The 18,263-nt window shown below is 58.4% G+C and carries 11 protein-coding genes; 2 read left to right on the top strand and 9 right to left on the bottom strand.

Features of this window, described 5'->3' with window-relative positions:
* Positions 1 to 134 precede the first annotated feature (134 nt).
* Entirely contained in the window at positions 135 to 2,147 is a 2,013-nt protein-coding gene (locus LBR61_05250; protein ID MDR1731481.1) for a methyl-accepting chemotaxis protein, read from the top strand.
* 191 nt (positions 2,148 to 2,338) lie between these two features.
* The gene (locus LBR61_05255) at positions 2,339 to 2,581 is read left to right on the top strand and encodes a hypothetical protein (protein ID MDR1731482.1); all 243 of its coding nucleotides are present in this window, start codon (positions 2,339 to 2,341) and stop codon (positions 2,579 to 2,581) included.
* On the opposite strand, the gene LBR61_05260 is transcribed toward LBR61_05255, so the two are convergent.
* The 9 genes from LBR61_05260 to LBR61_05300 all read right to left on the bottom strand — a co-directional run bounded on the left by LBR61_05260 (position 2,574) and on the right by LBR61_05300 (position 18,225).
* Positions 2,574 to 4,073: a leucyl aminopeptidase family protein gene (locus tag LBR61_05260; GenBank protein MDR1731483.1), complete on the bottom strand. Its 1,500-nt coding sequence runs from the start codon at positions 4,071 to 4,073 to the stop codon at positions 2,574 to 2,576. The two genes, LBR61_05255 and LBR61_05260, sit on opposite strands and share 8 nt — an antisense overlap.
* Positions 4,070 to 5,047: an ABC transporter ATP-binding protein gene (locus LBR61_05265; GenBank protein MDR1731484.1), complete on the bottom strand. Its 978-nt coding sequence runs from the start codon at positions 5,045 to 5,047 to the stop codon at positions 4,070 to 4,072. The genes LBR61_05260 and LBR61_05265 overlap by 4 nt, the downstream gene beginning before the upstream one ends.
* Positions 5,040 to 6,098: an ABC transporter ATP-binding protein gene (locus tag LBR61_05270; GenBank protein MDR1731485.1), complete on the bottom strand. Its 1,059-nt coding sequence runs from the start codon at positions 6,096 to 6,098 to the stop codon at positions 5,040 to 5,042. The genes LBR61_05265 and LBR61_05270 overlap by 8 nt, the downstream gene beginning before the upstream one ends.
* A gap of 15 nt (positions 6,099 to 6,113) precedes the next feature.
* Positions 6,114 to 7,091, bottom strand: coding sequence for an ABC transporter permease (locus LBR61_05275; protein MDR1731486.1), 978 nt, complete (start codon positions 7,089 to 7,091; stop codon positions 6,114 to 6,116).
* Entirely contained in the window at positions 7,088 to 8,032 is a 945-nt protein-coding gene (locus LBR61_05280) for an ABC transporter permease (GenBank protein ID MDR1731487.1), read from the bottom strand. The genes LBR61_05275 and LBR61_05280 overlap by 4 nt, the downstream gene beginning before the upstream one ends.
* Before the next feature lie 105 nt (positions 8,033 to 8,137).
* Positions 8,138 to 10,000: a peptide ABC transporter substrate-binding protein gene (locus LBR61_05285; protein MDR1731488.1), complete on the bottom strand. Its 1,863-nt coding sequence runs from the start codon at positions 9,998 to 10,000 to the stop codon at positions 8,138 to 8,140.
* A 286-nt stretch (positions 10,001 to 10,286) separates the two neighbouring features.
* Positions 10,287 to 12,314, bottom strand: a complete 2,028-nt coding sequence (locus tag LBR61_05290; protein ID MDR1731489.1) for a hypothetical protein — start codon at positions 12,312 to 12,314, stop codon at positions 10,287 to 10,289.
* A gap of 2 nt (positions 12,315 to 12,316) precedes the next feature.
* Positions 12,317 to 16,333, bottom strand: coding sequence for an Ig-like domain-containing protein (locus LBR61_05295; protein MDR1731490.1), 4,017 nt, complete (start codon positions 16,331 to 16,333; stop codon positions 12,317 to 12,319).
* On the bottom strand, positions 16,330 to 18,225 hold the full coding sequence (locus LBR61_05300) for a hypothetical protein (GenBank protein ID MDR1731491.1): 1,896 nt from the start codon (positions 18,223 to 18,225) through the stop codon (positions 16,330 to 16,332). Before LBR61_05300 ends, LBR61_05295 begins: the two co-directional genes overlap by 4 nt.
* Positions 18,226 to 18,263: the final 38 nt, after the last annotated feature.

The following is an 18,263-nucleotide window of genomic DNA, read 5'->3' on the forward strand; positions in this document are numbered from 1 at the left end:
TAACATGAGAGCGTTTCGAACATTTTCTCTCCGCAGCACGTGGAACTTCATCTGCGGAAATTGTCGGCTACAGGCTTCTGCGTGAGCAGACAGCAACATAGAATGACGGGTGTGTTTACAAAGTGTTTAAAAACATGAAAATCGGTCATCAAATCATCTCCGTTTCCTTCGTTTTAGTCCTCGTATCCGTTGTGAGCAGCCTTCTGATCAGCAGACACAACTTCAGCAGCTACTCCCGAAAGAAACTCATTGGGGCCTCAGAGTCCTCTATTGAAGGATTTCAGAGAATTCTTACCAACTCGATGAACGAGACCCGGTTCTTTCGGGATCAACTGGTGCACATACCTGAACTTGGGCGTCTGATTCTTGCGGGGGACAGCGAGGGGCTCTATAACTTTCTGACCCCTCTCATGGAGGCGTCGGGAGTGAAGCTCGTGACCGTGACGAACTCAGAGGGGACGGTTCTGGCCAGGCCGCACGACAAAAAACGCGTGGGAGACAACATCGGCAAAAGCCGGAACGTGCAGGTCGCTCTGCAAGGCCAGACATACGAAAGCTTTGGCCCCACCTCCACGGAGGGACTGGGCTACTACGCCAGCGCCCCTGTCGTTTACGAGGGTAAAATTGTGGGTATGCTGAGGACGGCTCTTTCCCTGAGGGACACCCAGCTGGTGGACAACGTAAAGCAGTTATTCAAAATGGAGGCGACGATATACGACCGCCAGACGCGGATCAACACGACTCTGATCAACAACGGAAAAAGGCTCACGGGCAGCGACGCGCCACGGGAAGCGGTGGAAGCCGTTCTGGAAAAAGGCCTCGACTACGAGGGAAACGTCATGATATCGGGCAGGGAATACTATGCGCACTACGCCCCCATCAAAACTCCGGGCTCCGAAGAGATCATCGGAATGTTTCTGACGGAAAAACCCCTGGACGAAGAGCGGATAATGTCGGCAAATATTCTGAAAATGTTCATCATTGCCGCCGTCTGCACTCTCGTCCTTGCCTTTGTGATCTCCTGGCTGCTGGCAAAAAGGATCTCCAGACCTCTCGCCCGCATTGTCCAGCTTGCCCAAAGAGGGCAGGAAGGCGATCTTTCCATAACCCGTGAAGACTTCGCCTACAATGGCGGCGGGGAACTGAAAGCGCTGGTGGACGCAATCTCTTCCATGCTTTTGACTCAACATAAAGTCCTTATCAAGGTCACGGAAAATTCCGATTCCATATCGGAACAAACGGTTACCCTCACCGAGCTGTCCCGACAAAACAACGAGGCCATGAACTCCACAAAATCCCTCATAGAAGAGGTATCGGGCCTGTGTACCCGAAATTCCGAGGCCGTAGCTCAGGGGACGCTGGGCATTGCCGAGATGGTCCAAGGAACCATGTCCGTGGCCAAAATGTCCGAAGCCGGAGTGGAATCCCTGTCGAAAACAACCAGATTATCCAGGGAGGCCGCGGATTCCGTGAGCCGTCTGGTCAGCAATATCAACATCGTGGACGAAAGAACCACCGCAAATCAGGAAAAGCTGCAGGCGCTTCTGAGCTCGGTGGCCGAAATATCGAACTTTATGGATGTTATCGCGTCTATCGCGGATCAGACCAACCTTCTGGCACTCAACGCGGCAATCGAGGCGGCTCGCGCGGGAGAAGCCGGACGGGGTTTCGCCGTCGTCGCCGAAGAGGTCCGTAAACTTGCCGAAGATTCACGCCATGCTTCGAAAAGCGTTGAGGAACTCGTCTCGACTCTGAGCAAAAATACGGACGAAGTAATGAGCGCCACGGCCATCACCGTGGATACCGTGAAAGAAATCATGGAAATGGCCGATTCCACCATTGGCGGGCTCAACACCTCCCTCTCGGAGGTCACCAGCGTCAACGACTCGATGCAATCCATCGCGGCCACCGCGGAGGAACAGGCCGCAACCAGCACTGAAATCTCGGAGGCCATAGACGCCATCAATAAAAGCACTGAAAAGATCGCGAAGATGATGTCTCAGTTGAATACTTTGAGCGGCACGGCGGCCGGCATCGGCGACTCGGTCATGACGGCGGCCCGCGACGTTTCCCGGTCCACGGCGGATCTGAAAAGTTCCCTGTCTCACTTCGAGACCGGTACGCTTCTCGCCCCTCCCGCAGTTTAAAATTTTTCATTAATTACAGCCCGCGACGTCGGCTGACCGTCGCCCGCAGTGGTATCATTATCGCAGTGGTATCGAATTTGCTCATGTCCGTCCCGCTATGCCCGTCTTCCCTGATTTCAGCAGAAGCAGGGGCATAGCGAGGGGGGACAGATACGACGATATGAACGATCCGGTGAAAGGAGAGATCACAAGTGAGCGGAGCCTTCGTCAGAGAGGATGAAGAACGTAATGCGCGCCTCGAAGCCCAAACGCTGGAAGAACAGCGCGCCGCTCTTTTGTCGATGCTGCTCCGGGAACGGGAACGTATCGAAACGGACCCTAAACTGTCACAGCTTCCCGCATCGAAAAAACAAAAGTTTCTTGCCCGTATCGAAAAAGAGATCGCGAAACTCCAGGAGCAGACCGATTCTCCCTCCCAAACAGGCATTAGTTAGCCCGCGATCTGATCTCCGCCAGACGATAAAGCAGAGAGACTCCGTAACCGGTCGCTCCCTTCTGAAAATACGCTCCGTCTTCGGCCGCCCAGTTGACGGACGCCATGTCGATGTGCAGCCAGGGGCGTCCCTCCGTGAACTCCCGCAAAAAGAGCGCCGCGATGATCGCCCCTGCGCCCGCAGTGTTGCCTGGGCGGCTGTTCGCGATGTCCGCCACGTGAGAGTCGATGACGTGACGCAGTTCGCCGTCGAGGTCCAGCCTCCAGATTTTTTCGCAGGACGCAAGGGACGCCAAACGAGCTTCATCATACAATTTTTCGCTGGTCGAGGTGACGACCGCGCTCCTGTTGCCCACCGCCTGTTTGGCGGCGCCGGTGAGCGTTGCGATGTCCACGATCGTATCGGCGGATTCCTCACGAATCGCGCAGGTTATGCCGTCGGCAAGAATGAGCCGCCCCTCGGCGTCGGTGCTGAGCACTTCGATCGTACGTCCCGACTTCGAGCCGATGACGTCTCCCGGAACATACGCGTCGGGAGAAATCATATTTCGGCATACCGGAAGGATACCCGCGATATTGACGCGCAGCCCGCGAAGGGCAATGGCCCGCATGGCCCCGAGAACCGCCGCCGCCCCTCCCATGTCGTCATGCATCGTCGCCATGGAGGACTTGATCGTATAGCCGCCGCTGTCGAAAATGATCCCCTTGCCCACCAGACCCAGCGTGCCGTCCTGAGGACTGCCGCCCCGGTATCGCATCACGATCAGGCGGGGTTCGTCGCCTGTCGCCCGGGCAACGGAGAGAAAAGCGCGCATATCCCGCGCTTCGATTCCGGCGCGGTCGAACACCGCGATCTCGACGCCGCACTGGTTGCAAACCCGCTCGGCCTCCCTGGCAAATCGTTCAGGCGTCATCGTCACAGAGGGATGATTGACGAGATCCCGGGCGAGCCTCACGCTTTCACCGCAAATCGACGCTTCCTCGACGACGTCGTCCAGGGCCGCGCCCGTGATGTAGTCCACGCTGTCCATCTCCGGCGGAGCTTCCGAGGTTTTGTAGGCCCTGAAGGTGTACGCGGCCAGCCAGGGAAGCTCGCAGAGTTTTTCGAGCAGCCCGTGCCGCGCCGCGATATTCGTTTCCAGCGTGTTTTTCAGAAGCTCAGGAACGTTGTCCAGCAGCACGGCGACACGCGAAAGCTCAAGTTTCCGGCATTTTCTGAAAGCATCGGCGAAATGCAGGAAAATTTCACGATTCGAACTCTCCGCGAAATTTCCCATTCTCAGCATAATGATGTGAAGAACCTTTCCGTCGACGCAGGTCGTCAGATCGAACAGGCTTCCCGGCGCGGTTTTGAACCGGCCGGACCCAAGCACGCACCGAATGGCGCTGTCCTGCGCCTCCGGAAGAACGACGTGAAATGCGTCGCCGCTGAAGGGAATGATCAGCGCGTCGTATTCCCTCACATCGAAATTCTCACGTTTCGCAATTTTCATTTTTTGAGCATCTCCTCGTACTCCCGCCTCTCAGCTGCGTTCGCCGAAACGAAGTGTCCCGGCGTGATCTCCGTCCACTGAGGAGGGTCGGTCTCGCAGCGGTGGCGGGCAGGGTCATAGACCGTAACTTTTCTGCCGCGCCCGGCGCGGGGGTCCGGCTGGGGAATGGCGGCCAGAAGCGCCCGTGTATAGGGGTGCAGCGGATTGGTGAAAAGCTCCTCCGTCCCGGCGAGTTCAACGATCGTCCCCCTGTAAATGACGGCGGTACGGTCGGTGATGAACCGCACCACGGACAGGTCGTGGGCGATGAACAGATAGGTAAGGGATTTTTTCTTTTGAAGGGCCGACATCAGATTGAGGACCTGCGCCCGAATCGACACATCCAGCGCTGAAATCGGCTCGTCCGCAATGACAAGCTCCGGCTCCATCACCAGAACCCGCGCAATTCCTATGCGCTGTCTCTGCCCTCCGGAAAATTCGTGGGGGAACCGGTCGGCAAACTCGGGCAGAAGCCCCACGTCCAGAAGCGCCTGAGCGACCTTTTTCCGGCGCTCTTCGCTGCTGCCGTTCGGGTCGATGTTGTACAGCCCCTCGGAGACAATATAATCGACCTTGGCCCTTTCGTTGAGGGAGGCCATAGGGTCCTGGAAAATCATCTGGATGTTCCTGACGACCCGCCGGTCCACGTCGGCTGGAATTTTTCCGCTGATCCGCTCTCCCCGATAGAGAATTTCGCCGCCGCTCACCTCGTTGATCCGTATAATCGCGCGGCCGATGGTGGTCTTGCCCGAGCCCGACTCTCCCACCAGACCAAAAATCTCGCCCTTGTATATGTCGAAACTCACGTCACGGACCGCGGTGAACTTTTTTCGTCCGGATCCAAATTGAACCGTGATGTTTTTTACCTCCAGCAGTTTTTCTTTTTCTATTATTTTTTCCTGCCCCATCACTTTTTCTCCCGTGCTCTCAGCCATTCGACGCCTCCTCCTTCCAGCGCATACGTGCCCGCAGGATGGAGTCCGGAGGCGTGACCCGAGGCGCTCTGGGATCCAGAAGCCACGTCCGCGCGGCGTGCGTCGGGCTCACGGCAAAGTACGGCGGCCGCTCCACAAAGTCGATTTCAAGGGCATAAGGGCTGCGCGGCGCGAAAGCGTCTCCCTTGATCTCCGTGTGGAGATTCGGCGGAGTCCCCCTGATCGCGAACAGCGGCTCTCCTTTGACCCCAAGCTGTGGAAGCGAGGAGAGCAGCGCCCAGGTGTAGGGATGCTGAGAGTTGTAGAAGATTTCGTCGCATTTTCCATACTCGACGATGTCCCCCGCGTACATCACCGCGACCCTGTCCGCCACGCTGGCCACAACCCCCAGGTCATGAGTGATGTAAACGAGAGTCAGCCCGTATTTTTCCTGCAGGGACCGAAGCAGCTGCAGAATCTGCGCCTGCACCGTAACGTCGAGGGCGGTGGTGGGCTCGTCGCAGATCAGGATATTCGGGTTGCACGCCACCGCAATAGCGATCACCACGCGCTGGCGCATACCGCCGGAAAATTCGTGGGGATACTGTCCGTAACGCCGCTCAGGATCGGAGATTCCCACGTCTTCCAGAATTTCCAGCGACAGTCTGCGCGCCTCCGCCCGGCTGACCTTTCTGTGAAGTTCGATGGTCTCGGAGATCTGGCGGCCGATGGTTCTAAGGGGGTTGAGGCTCGTCATCGGATCCTGAAAAACCATCGCGATCTCCCGACCTCTGATCTTCAGCCACTCCCGCTCCGTCCTGAACCGGGCAAGGTCCTCTCCCTTATACAGAATTCTTCCGCTGGCCACCCAGCCATTGGCGTCCAGCATCCCGAGAAAAGTTTTTGTGAAAACCGACTTGCCCGAACCGGACTCCCCCACAATCGCCAAGCTCTCTCCTTTGTACAGCGTCATGGAGATCCCGCGAATCGCGGTCAGCACCTCGCCCCTCAGTTTGAATTTAACGACCACGTCCTCCGCCGAGAGGACGATTTCCCGTTCTGCATCCGTCATCTGTCCGCCCTCCCTCTAAACATGATTTCTGGGGTCCGCCGCGTCCGCAAACGCGTTCCCCAGGATGTAAAACGAGATCGTAATGAGCGACAGAATCAGAGAGGGGTAGAGCAGCTGATATCGCAGCGCGGGGCTCATCATCACGATTCGGCCCTCGTTGACGAGGTTGCCGAGGGAAGGAATGCTCACCGGAAGACCCAGCCCGATGTAGGTGAGAAACACTTCGTGCCCGATGGCCAGAGGAATCGCCAGAGCGGTCCTCATCATGATGACCGAGACGAGCTGCGGCAGGAGGTTCTTCGTAATGATGCGGGACACCGGCGTTCCAAGGCAGCGGGAGGCCAGGTTGAACTCCCGGTCGCGGATGATGATGATCTGGTTGCGCACGTAGCGGGCCGTGGGAAGCCATCCCGTTATGCACATGGCGAAGATGATGGTGACGATCCCCGGCCGCAGGATGTACGCCACAAGAATGAGGATGACGGTCTCGGGGATATTTTGAACCACGTTGTAGAGCTCCGTGATGAGGCGATCCAGCTTCCGGACGTATCCCCACATGGACCCGATGGTGACCCCCGCCAGCGCGTTGAAGAGCCCCACCGCCATGCCGATGAACATCGAGGTGCGGGTCCCGCTCCAGATTCGCGCCCACAGGTCCTGCCCGATGGCGTTGGTTCCAAAACGAAATTCCCCGCCGGGAGGGATATTTCTCAGCTGTTTTCCCCCTCCGTCGGTGAAAATCTCCGTGGCGCTTTTCTGATTTGGCAAAAACGGCTGTATGAACGTGAAAAGAAGCAGCCCCAGCAGCAGGCAGATAAAAAACACCGCGACCCTGTTTTGCATGAACACCTTCCAGGTGGAGTGCCAGTACGAATAATTGGAGTAGCCGACGCGCTCGCCGACGGTTGCGTCCACGACGGCGGGGCGGAAAAGATCCTGATTCAGCCGGTCGAGGTTCTCGCAGACCCGATCGGCCCTGCCCTGCAGCATCATCGCGCGCCTCCCCTGTTCTCCAGCCGAATCCTCGGGTCCACCATCGCCATCAGGACATCTCCCAGAAACAGCCCGAGAATGCCAACGCTGGAAAAAATGAGCACCAGAGCCTGAACCAGCGTGTTATCCTGCCTCTGAATGGCGTTGACGAGAAGCCCGCCCATTCCGGGAATGGAAAAAAGGGACTCCACGTAGATTGATCCGGAAATCGTGAGCAGAATGCTGGTGGGCAGAAGCTGCGCCATGGGCACGAAGGCGTTTCGGAGAACGTGGCGCGTCATGATTTTCGCGTTGGGCATGCCCTTCGCCCGCGCCAGTTTGATATAGTCCCGGTTCAGCTCGTCCACCATGTAGCGCCTCATCCACATGGCATAGTTCGCGATGTTCCCCAGGGCCATGCAGATCACGGGCAGGATCCAGCTCATGGGTTTCCTCTGGTTGAAGAGCATCGGGATCTTCAGCCAGGACGAAAGGTAAAGCTGGAGGAAAATATAGCAGACCGCCGGAGCCACGGCCTTGACCAGCACCACGTAACCCGACCCGACGCTGTCGGGAAACTTTCCCCTGAAACGCGCCATCATCATCCCCATCGGGATGCCGAGCGCCAGGGACAACGCGATGGACGCGAGGCCAAAGTACACCGACCAGTGAATTTTAGGAGCAATGATTTCGAGCACGGGAACGTGAGGGCGAAAAATGATCGACTCCCCCAGGTCGCCGTGAAGGATATTGTTCAAAAACCGATACAGCTGAGTGTGAAGAGGGTCCCGCAGGCCCATTTGGGTCAGCGCCGCTTCGATCTGGATTTTGTCGAGTTTGTCGAAGTTCTCTCCGAAGTAGCCTTCCTCGGGCATCAGCCGCATAAGGAAAAAAATCGCGACAGCAAGGACAACAAGAGTCAGAAGGGATTGCAGCAGTCTCGTCAACGCGTACTTAACCATATCACATCACAGTCTCCATAATTAACGGCAAATCAGCCGGACGCCCCGCCAGAACATGGTCCTGGAACGGAAACGTCCGGCATGACGAGCCACAAAAAGCGGGGCCTATTTCAAGGCAGCGCCCGCGGCCGCTCTTTCGCTCTCGTATCTCTCCAGGGCTTTGGGATAATCGTCCATTCCCACCGGCTTTTCCAGCATTTTAATACCTTTCATCTTGAAGGCGCCGAAACGCCCCATCTGTCCGGTAAGCCCCGAAAACGGGTCGAGGAGGGAAGCCCGATATCCGCCGCCCGACGTGTAAAACGGGATCAGAACGGCGTTGTCCAGCGCCAGCTTCTCCGCTTCGGCAAAAAGCTCATAGCGGCGCTTCATGTCCTTCACCTCGGACGCGGCTTCCTCGAACATCGTTTCCAGCCTGTAATGGCCGTCGGCGCTCTGCAGGTCCTTCGCCCTGTCCGTTCTGAACCAGCGATTCGTGCTGGCCGCCATAAGAGGGACCATCATGCCGTAAGGGTCGGCAAAGTCAGGCCCCCAGCCGCTCTCCATCATCGAAAATTTCCCGGGCACGCGGACCTCCTGGTTATAGCCGGTGGCCGGATATGAAACGAGAACGATATCGATGTAATCCGTGCCCAGCAGTTTTTCCATCTGCTGTTCGATGATCTGCATCCGGTTGGCCGTGTCCACGTTGTTTGTCGCGTAGGGCATCACGACCCTGATCGGAAATTTCACCCGCCCTTTGAGAGATTCCAGGGCTTTGTCTCTGTACTCCAGCGCCTTTTCCGGATTGAAGGACTCGTTATCCGAATATTCCTTCAACCCGCCCAGCTGAGTGTAGTCCACGCCGGCAAGGCTGACCAGCCCTCTGCGGGTGAAGGTGTTGAGCAGTTTGCGTTTGGGGTTGAAGGGCTCGACGGTGAGAACGGCGGCCTCCCGGTCGAAGGCGTGGAAAAGCGATTTGCGGAAGCTGAGGTCATTGACCGCCACGGCCCAGTCGGCGGGCGCGTACTGTTCCTCGTACTTCGGCTCGAAGTTGAAAGCCAGAAAATAGGACATGTTGGTGAGGTTATTGGGGTACATCATGGCCTTCTTCGCCGGATCCTTCATCCATTCGTCAACGATGCTGCCCGGAAGGACGAAGTCATTGATCTCTCCCCGAAGGAACAGCTCCGGCCCAAGGGCCGACGCCTCGGCGTTGTAGATAAAAACCATTTCCTCGACTTCGTTGGCCTCTTTGTTCCAGTACCCGTCGTTCGCCGTGAGGATCCTTCGCTGCTGGGGCTCGAACTCGGTCAGCAGGTAGGCCCCGCAGTACAGCAGATTCTCCTTCGACGACCCGAAACGATCGCCCTTCTCCGCGAGGAATTTGCCGTTCACAGGGAAAAACGCCGTGAAGGAAAGCTGTTTGATAAAGTAAGGAATTGGCTTGAGGAGCGTGTATTGAAGCGTGTGGTCGTCCAGGGCTTTGACCCCGACCTCTCCAAAGTCCGTTATTTTGCCCTCGTAGAACTCGCGGGCGTTTTTGATGGACGTGTAGATCGTGTTGCTCTGCGACGAAGCGTTCGCCTTGGTGAGAATCCACTTCGCGGAGTCGACGAAGTCCTGCGCCACCAGAGGGGCGTATTCCTTTCCTTCCCACGTGTACCATTTGATGTCGTCCCTGAGATGGAAGGTGCAGGTGAGGTTATCATCGGAAATTTCCCAGCTCTTTGCGATACAGGGGATAAGGTATCCAAACCGGTCGAACTCCACGAGGCCGTCCTGTGTGCTGTAAGCCAGGGAAATATTGCTGGTCGCCGAATCTTTGAGATAATTGGCCGTGGTGAGCTCGCTGAATACACCGTTGGGATAAACCGTCACGTATTCCGAAGCTCTTGCGGCATCAAGGGGCAGCAGCGACAGACAAAGCAGCAGCACGGAAAACAGCGCGCCCCTCATTCCCGTCAGTCCTCTCTTCACTTCTCTCATTGCAGGTATTGCCTCCTTATTCTCTGTGTGTGACTCCTGTGTCCAATTACCTGAATCCAGTTTTGAAAACCTCAATACCGCCCTCTGTTTTGAACTCACACCTTTCCTCTGATTCTTTGAATCGTTGTAATGTTTGAACGAATACTAATTGCATTATAGCAGTTTTTGCAGAATTTATTTAAAACACAAAATAACAGAATATTTGATATACGAATAAAAATTAAGCGACAGCCGCCCGCAGTCAGGCAGCTGCCGCTTTTTACTACTACTCAAATTTGGCGTAAAGTTACTTTCGACGTCTGCGAAGGATCGTACTTAGAACTGGCAGAAGCAGAACCGCGCCCGCCGGGATGCCTCCACTGCAGCCGCCGCCTCCCCCGGACCCCGGAGACACAGGGGTGGTAGGAGTCGCGGGGTCATCCAGAGACGGGGCTTCTCCCGCGGGGGCCACGAAAAAGCTCAGATCTATCTTTCCATCCGCCGCCCCGTCGCCAATCAGGATGTAGGGAACGCCGTCGTCCTGGACGACCTCGCAGAACGCCGTTTTTCCGGTATTTTGGCTGACCGCGTCCGCGATAAGGACGATAAAATCGATGTAAACAAAATCTTCATAGGTGAAGGCCTGAACGCATCTTTCCACGCTGTATCCCCTGTTGCGCAGGGTCGTGAACAGATTCATGTCCCGCTCCGCCGTGGCGTCCGACCTCACCCACACCGCGCAGATGTTGGCCAGGGCGCTGATGACGCTGTCGGCGTTTTCGATGGCGTCCCACTGGTTCACAAGAGGGGCTTCCTTCCGGGAGACGCGCATCCGGATATGGACGGGCAGCAGCGCAACGCCGGACGAAACGGCGGGCACGTCGTTCGAGCTCACCACGTCTCCGGACGCGGTGACATCCGCCGAGGGATCCCGCATATCGACGAAAATCTGGAAAGACGAAATCGCGTCGGCCTTGATGTAACGATCGTAAACTCCGGAAAAATCGAAGCTGGCGACAGGCATGGAGGGCGATCCCCCCGCGTATTTGGCGATTTCCGCCCTCGTGTTGTCGCTGTTCTCAGCCACGTCGGCAAAAGTCATGTTGAAGGCCGTCACCGTCGCTCCCGTGGTGCTCTTCGTCCCCTGTCGCAGCATCCCCCCCACCTTGCGGAAGGTGAGGCGCAGGTCGCTGGGCGCGGCGGCCCCCTGGTAGGGATAGAGTCTCAGGGATTCGCTGGAGCCGTAGGTCATATCCATCGAACTGTTGTAGGTGGTGATGAGGCCAGGCGCGATCTGGCTCTGAGGGTCCAGCTCGAAGGAAGCCGGCAGCGTCGCGTAAAGATCCGGAGTCAGGTCGTACATCCAGTACTGGGGCCAGATTTCTTCGTATCCTCCGCTGCCGATGTTATCATAGCGCTGGACACGGTAACGAACCCCCGTTCTGTTGGTGACCCGCGTCCTCAGAGCGTATCGGGGGGCCGCGTCGCTGGACGCGAGGATCATGAAAAAAGTGCCCATGTCGCGGGTCATGTTCTGAGCCGCGCCCCAGCGGAATTTCTGGCGGGTGACGGGCTCGGTTCCATTCAGCACCGTCATGTCGAAATACAGCTCGTTTCCCGCCTCGGAAGCCGGACCGTCAAAAACGTTCGCCACCACCAGCGGAATTTTTATCGACTCGCGATACCCCGTGAAGGCCGTGTCGAAGCTGGCCGACTGACGAAAGGTCAGATACCCGAGAGAACTGCCGTAGGTCTGGGGGGATTCGGACTGCAGCCTCATGTTCGTCTCCAGCCAGCTTCCGCCCGGAACCAGCGTCGGGGTATCCGGAGTCACCCGCGTGACGTAGTCGGGAACCGACAGCAGAACGTCCTCCATCGCGGGCTCACTTGTGCCGTAGGGCATATGATGCGCGTAATTGTTGCCGAAGTTGACGTTCAGCTCACCCCGTCCCTCCGTGATGACGAGACAGACCGACTCGATGGGGTCGAAGCTGACGTCGTCCCCCCAGGCCAGTTCATCCTGAGGGTCTTTGAGGTAAACGCCGTTGAAGTCCGACACCAGGTCCGCTGAAGTGACCATGGGGGCCTCCGGCGCCTCGCCTCCGTCGGTATCTCTGTAGGCGACCCAGGCGCTGTCAACCCAGTGCCAGTCCGTAACCGTGGCAAACCACTGGGACCCGGCGACGGTATGCCCGTCCTTTTCGCCGCTGACGTCTCTCAGCTGGTACCAGGAGAAATGATAGGGATTGGTGGACGCCGCCGAGGCCGCGCCGGAGGTCCACAGCACCAGCGCCAAAACGAACGCGAAGGCTGAAAAACGCGAATTTCGTTTCACGTTTACCGATACCTCCTTCTGAGGGCGAAAAGAACCGCCGGCAGCAGCAATACCGCGCCCCATCCGGCGCTGCAGCCGCCGCCCGAAGAGCCGCCGCCGCCATTGACGGAGCTTCCGGTTCGCTTCAGAAGCCACATGGATCCGCTGATCGTCCCATCCATCACGCCATCCGCCACAACCAGCGTGTTGTCGATCAGGGCGGCTTTACCGTTACCTGCCACATCACCCGGCAGAACCTTCAGCTTCAGGGTCAGGCCGTTGTTGCCGTTGGTCATCGTCAGAGCTCCGCTGGAAACGGCCTTCGACGCGGCAATACCATACTCTCCGTCCGCGTCCACCACAGGGGTCGTCGCTCCGTTCACGCTCTCGAAAACCAGTTTCAGCCTCTGGAAAAGCTCCGTCGCGTTGTCGACCGTGGTCACCGTTTTGCCAAGGATGCCGCTGACCTCGTCCCAGTCCAGGTTCCACGTATACTCCAGCGGCAGAACAGACCCGCCGGAAGAGGACAGAGCGGCCAGAGAAACGCCGATGGAGGGCTTCGTGGAAACCCAGTTGCTTCCCGTGTAGGTGGACTTCGAGTCGAAGGTGATCACGCTCACGTTCTGGAGCTCCGTGACCTGCGTCGATTCCACGCCGTAAGCGGCTTTAAAAGTGGTCTGGAACGAGGCTGCGTTCACGGTCGCCGGATTGGCGTCCACGAAGTAAACCTGTTCGTTGTACGGCTGGAGACTGTTGTTGAAAGTTCCCAGCCGGATCCAGACATCAGGGTGAACGTTGGTGTAGGACATTTCGTCCGTCACCACCAGAACGACGGAATCCGTGGCCAATTTGCCGTCCGCCATGATGCCCACCGAGGTGACGGCAATCGTCGTCGTCCCCCGTCTCAGGGAAACGAGGTTGCCAAACTGGTCAATGCGGGCCACGGTCGGGTCGCTGCTGGACCAGGTGACTCCCTGTGTGGCCCGGGTGGGGTAGACCGTCGCGGTCAGGCTGCAGGTCTGGCCGATTTTCACCATCGTGTTGGGGATGCCGCTCATTTTGACATACTCGACATAATACTGGTCGGGATCGGGGGTGGGCCCGCCTCCGCCGGCCTGCTCCGCCTCATAGGCTCCCACGTCGAAAAGGCCGTTGGGGTTGGGCTGAGGACGATCCAGGTTGCGCTGGTCCACCCGGGAGCTGAAAAGGTTTCCCTCCCGATTGGGAATCTGGTCCTGCGCGGGGTTGTCCGCCGTTCCCGTCACCAGCGCGACGGTCAGCAGATCGTGAGTGGCTCCCGCGGCTCCAATGATGATGTCGTTGGGGTTCGATGTTGGGGGGTTGGCCGCAAGAGCGCCGTTGCCGAACATGGAGCTCTGCGACACGCCCGTCTGGTCCTGCGTCTTATTGTTCCCCCGAACGTTGCTGTCGGATGCCCAGGGATAATTGGTGGGCTGGGATTGAGAGATAATACCGTACTCTCCCAGGCGGTTGTATCCGCCGGTGTTGATGGTGACGCCGCCCACCCGGAAGATGTCAGCTCCGAAACTGGCCGCGTTGCCCGCCACGGCGCTGGCGGTAATGGAAAATGTCCCCCCCGCGATGTAGATGCCGCCGCCCAGGCCGTTGCTGTTGGCGCCGCTGAAGGTGGCGGAGTTCTGATTGGTCACGGTACAGTACAGCATACTGGTCTCGCCTGAAACGTAAATCGCGCCGCCCAGGCTGTTTCTCTGGGAGCTTCGGGCCTCGTTCCGGGTGAAGGTGCAGTTGGTGAAGGCGAAGGTCACATTGCCCACCGCGTAAACCGCGCCGCCCTTGATGTCAACGGTGGAGTTCGCGGCAGCCGTGGCGGTATTCAGAGTGAAGGTGCAACTGTCGAAGGTGGCTGGGCCGAGGACGAAAACAGCGCCGCCTCCGCCGCCGCTCGAAGTGCCGTCAAGGGATGAATTTCCGGTAAACAGGGATCGCCTGAAGGCCACGGAAGTATTGTTCGCGCCCATATGAACGGCGCCTCCGTCCTTACCGGCCTGGTTCTTTTCGAAATAGGATTTGTCAAAACGATTGTTCGTGCCGGACTGGAAATAAACGGCTCCGCCGAACTCTTTTGCCGTGTTGCCGATGAAATTGCAGTTATCCGCGATGACGCCTCCATCGCTGGCCACCGCCCCTCCGGACAGTTCCGCGGTGTTTATATCCGTCGGGGCGGTTCCGCCGAAAATACAATCGACAAACGTACTGTCCTCACCGCTCTTGGTCGCGCCTCCACTGCCGGCAAGGGCGCGATTGTTTTTGAACACCGCTCCATAAAATCGAATCTTCTTCCCGGAATAAACAGCGCCGCCGTCGCCGCCCGCCGCAGTTGTTCCATCGGCGCTGTTGCCCGTGAAGGTCACTCCGGCGCCCTGGGGCAGTTCGATGCCGGCTCCGGTCCAGATCCCGCCTCCGTCTCCCAGTTGCGCTTTGTTGTCCACAAAACTCGCGCCGTTGGCAAGGGTTACGGTTCCCGCGACATACACCGCGCCGCCGTTTTGCCCCGCCGTATTCGACGAGAAGGCGCTGCCGGACAGGGAGGCGCTGTCATTGGCCGTAATCGCTCCGCCGTTCTGTCCGGCGGTATTTTGACTGAATGTTCCGGCGGCCGTCAGGTTGACAATCTTGCCGTTGATGGCTCCGCCGTCGCTCGCCGCGCCCGTCGCCCTATTCGTGGTAAAAGTTCCTCCCGCAAGAGTCACCGTCGCTGAAGGCGCGTTGATGGCCCCGCCCGAACCGGCTCCCGCCAGGTTGCTTACGAAGGAGGCGGCTCCCGTGATGGTGACGGTACTTCCCGCGTTGATGGCCCCGCCAGCTCCCCCGCTCGCTTTGTTGTCCTGAAAACTTCCCGCGGCAAGAGAAACGGGCCCGGTCGAATTAATCGCTCCGCCCGCGCCCGATGTTGTCCCCGCCTCATTTCCAGTGAAAGTCACAGAGCCCGTGGCGGTGACGGAAGACGCGTCGATAGCTCCGCCGTTGCCTCCCGTCGCCTTGTTCGTGGTGAACGTCCCTGTCGAAAGAGTGACAGAACCCGCTTTAATCGCTCCGCCATTGACAGAAGCCGTGTTATCCGCAAAGGTGACGCCGCTCGACGCGGTGACAGAACTGGCGTTGATGGCTCCGCCGCTGCCGTTGCTGACGCTGTTCGTGTTGAACGAACCTCCGGCCAGGGTCAGCGTCCCCGTGGCGCTGACGGCCCCTCCCGAAGTCCCGGCACTGTTGTCCGTAAACGTGGGGGTTCCCGTAACGGTGAGATTCCCGACGACGTTGACCGCCCCTCCTGAACCTGAAGCGCCGGCAGTGTTGTCTCTGAAGGTTCCCCCTGGAAGAGTAATATCCGCCGCGGAATTGATCGCGCCTCCCGATGCGCCCGCACTGTTGTTCGTGGCGCTCAGTGTTCCGGTAAAGGTCGCCTTTGCGCCGGCCGCCACATGGACAGCGCCGCCGTTGCCTGCCGTGGCGGAGTTGTTGGTCAGAGTGACGTTGTTGAAAGTGGCCTCCCCTCCGTTGACGTTGACGGCCCCTCCATCGCCTGTCGCCAGCGTGTTATTGGTGAAAGAGGTTCCGGTGAAGGTTACTTTTCCGCCGTCAATCCTTACAGCTCCTGCTGCTCCGGAGGCGCCCGTGTTATTTTGAAAGCTCGTGCCGGTTCCAAAAGTGACCGTCCCCGCACTGCTCCCGACAGTCACGATTGTCGCGCCCGTGCTGCCATGAAAGGGAACTCCATTGAACGCCACGGTTCCGGAGCCCGTAATGTTGAGCCCACCTCCGCTCGTCGCATTCAGAGATCCCGTTCCGCTGACGGTAAAAACAATCGGGTCGGCAACAGTCAAGGGAGCCGTAAGCGTAATGGGTGCGGTAATTTCAATGGCCGGCTGAGGCGTAAGCCAGGTGGGACCGCTTCCCGTAACGGCTTCAATAAGATCCGCCGCAGTTCCAACCGCCGTCGCCGCGTGAGCACTGTCACTAAGCGCCGCGACCAGCAGGCACGCCAAAAGAAATTTTTTCATTTTTTACCCCTCCGTTTCACAATCACGGGGATGCAGACCGGCAGCATCAGTAGAACAAACCCCGCCGACCCGGTGTTGCAGCCGCCGCCGCTGCTGCTTTTCGACTGAGGACGGTCCGTCGACACGTATCCGTTGGAGGCGACGAAGAACGTCATCTCCCATTTGTTGTCGCCGCTGCCGTCCATCGCTACAATAAAGCTGTTGCTGGTGGCCGTCGTCGTGTCGTTCACGAGGCGCACCACCGATCTCGGCCCATCCGCAAGCAAAACGATAAAACTGACCGTCAGGACGCTCCGCTGTTCGTCGAGGAAGACCTTCACCGTTTTGGTGTAGGCTCCCTGATTTCTCAGCCAGTCCGTCAGGTCCAGGTTGTTTCCGAAGGCGTCCTGCATATAGAGGCCGAAGGAGGAAATGAAGGTATTTCGAATCTCGCCCGTCTCGCGCCACTCTTTGAGCAGTTCATCCCATTTCGGGTACACGAGCTGGTTCGAGCGAGGCAGATTGAACGTGACGTGGAGCGGCAGAATTCCCGCCCGACTCGCGCCGCTCAGGCGTCCCGGCACGGGCGCGCTCACGGAGAAGGACCCAATGGCGTCCCCTCCCACCCAGGCGTAACTCACGGCGCCCCCCATGACGCCGTCGGTCCCCTCGGGCATCTGCGCTTCTGAGACGCCCAGCGCACTGGCCACATTGGACAGAAAATTCGTTCCGGCGGAGAGCAGGCTGAATCCCGTCACGCTGTACCCGTGGGGCGACGCGGAGTCTCTGCCCGTCCCCAGGTCCAATCCGAAGATGGAGCGGTGGGAAATGGTGAGGTTGCGGAATCCGGAGGCGGGGTCCACGGGATACATGTGCATGGTCTCACGAACGCCGCTGACGACGTTAAAGCTCTGGTTGTAGGTTGTGACCAGTCCAGGCGGGATATGGCTGAGTTCGTCCAGATAAAGAGTCGAGGGGACGTCGGTCTGGGCGGGAACGTCGAAAGCCCACCGGCTCGGGTACATGGGGTTCCAGACGTAGCCATCGTACCGCTGCATGGCGTAGCGGATGCCCGTGTAGTTGACGACCTCCGTGCTCATGCGATAGTTGACGGCATTGCTGTCCACGGGCAGCTTCGAGATCGGAACGAAGACCCAGTCCGTGTCCGTCCCGACAGTCAGGTCATCCACAACCTTCCAGGTGAAGCGATCATGGGCGACGATGTCTCCATTTCCGGTTCCCGTGGCCGTTTCCCGAATGGTGGACCGGAAGAGCAGGGGGTTTCCCTCCGCCGTGCCATCGTAGACGTTGGCGACGATGAAGGGGACCTGGAGGGTCTGAGAGGGCAGGTCGTTGGGGTTCTGGTGAAAGATGAAATTCCCCCGAACGCTGCCGTACTTCCCCGCGTCGACGGTTTTGAGGAAGGAGAGGTCGAAGAGTTTGTCCGGCGCGCTGGACTGGGTCAGAGGGGTCTTCACCACCTGATAGGAGGCGTTGTCCACCAGAACATCCTGAGTGAAGGACTCCCCTGGTGAAGGAACCCGCGGAAGCCAGTCGAAACTCACCCGCATACTGCCATTGTTGCCGGGCATCACCAGAAACAGCGTATGAATCCCCCATCCGTCGCCATTGGGAGAGCTCGCCAGGCCCCTGCCGTTGGTGAGGTACACGGACGCGCGCGAGAGCGCGAGATTCCCCTCAGTGTCCAGAGGCGCGCGAAACGTCGCGTTGCCCCCCGTTGTCATGCTGGTGGTGACGGCCATCCACTGAGCGCCCACTCCGCTGGGTCCGTACAGATCGTCGAACTGATAATCCGCCCGGCACTCCGCCGCGAACAAAATCATCAGAAGAACAGACGCCCATACCGTTATTCGAGCCTTTTTACAGGTCTTTCGCATCCCGGTCTTTTTCACATCAAAAAACCTCCCGTCGCAACTCGTCATTTTCTTTT

The sequence above is a fragment of the Synergistaceae bacterium genome (assembly GCA_031272035.1).
Taxonomy (GTDB): domain Bacteria; phylum Synergistota; class Synergistia; order Synergistales; family Aminobacteriaceae; genus JAISSA01.

Bases quoted from the DNA above. Each gene is read 5' to 3' on its own strand.
- LBR61_05250 (MDR1731481.1), top strand. From the start codon at position 135: ATGAAAATCGGTCATCAAATCATCTCCGTTTCCTTCGTTTTAGTCCTC.
- LBR61_05260 (MDR1731483.1), bottom strand. From the start codon at position 4,073: ATGAAAATTGCGAAACGTGAGAATTTCGATGTGAGGGAATACGACGCG.
- LBR61_05265 (MDR1731484.1), bottom strand. From the start codon at position 5,047: ATGGCTGAGAGCACGGGAGAAAAAGTGATGGGGCAGGAAAAAATAATA.
- LBR61_05270 (MDR1731485.1), bottom strand. From the start codon at position 6,098: ATGACGGATGCAGAACGGGAAATCGTCCTCTCGGCGGAGGACGTGGTC.
- LBR61_05275 (MDR1731486.1), bottom strand. From the start codon at position 7,091: ATGATGCTGCAGGGCAGGGCCGATCGGGTCTGCGAGAACCTCGACCGG.
- LBR61_05280 (MDR1731487.1), bottom strand. From the start codon at position 8,032: ATGGTTAAGTACGCGTTGACGAGACTGCTGCAATCCCTTCTGACTCTT.
- LBR61_05285 (MDR1731488.1), bottom strand. From the start codon at position 10,000: ATGAGAGAAGTGAAGAGAGGACTGACGGGAATGAGGGGCGCGCTGTTT.
- LBR61_05295 (MDR1731490.1), bottom strand. From the start codon at position 16,333: ATGAAAAAATTTCTTTTGGCGTGCCTGCTGGTCGCGGCGCTTAGTGAC.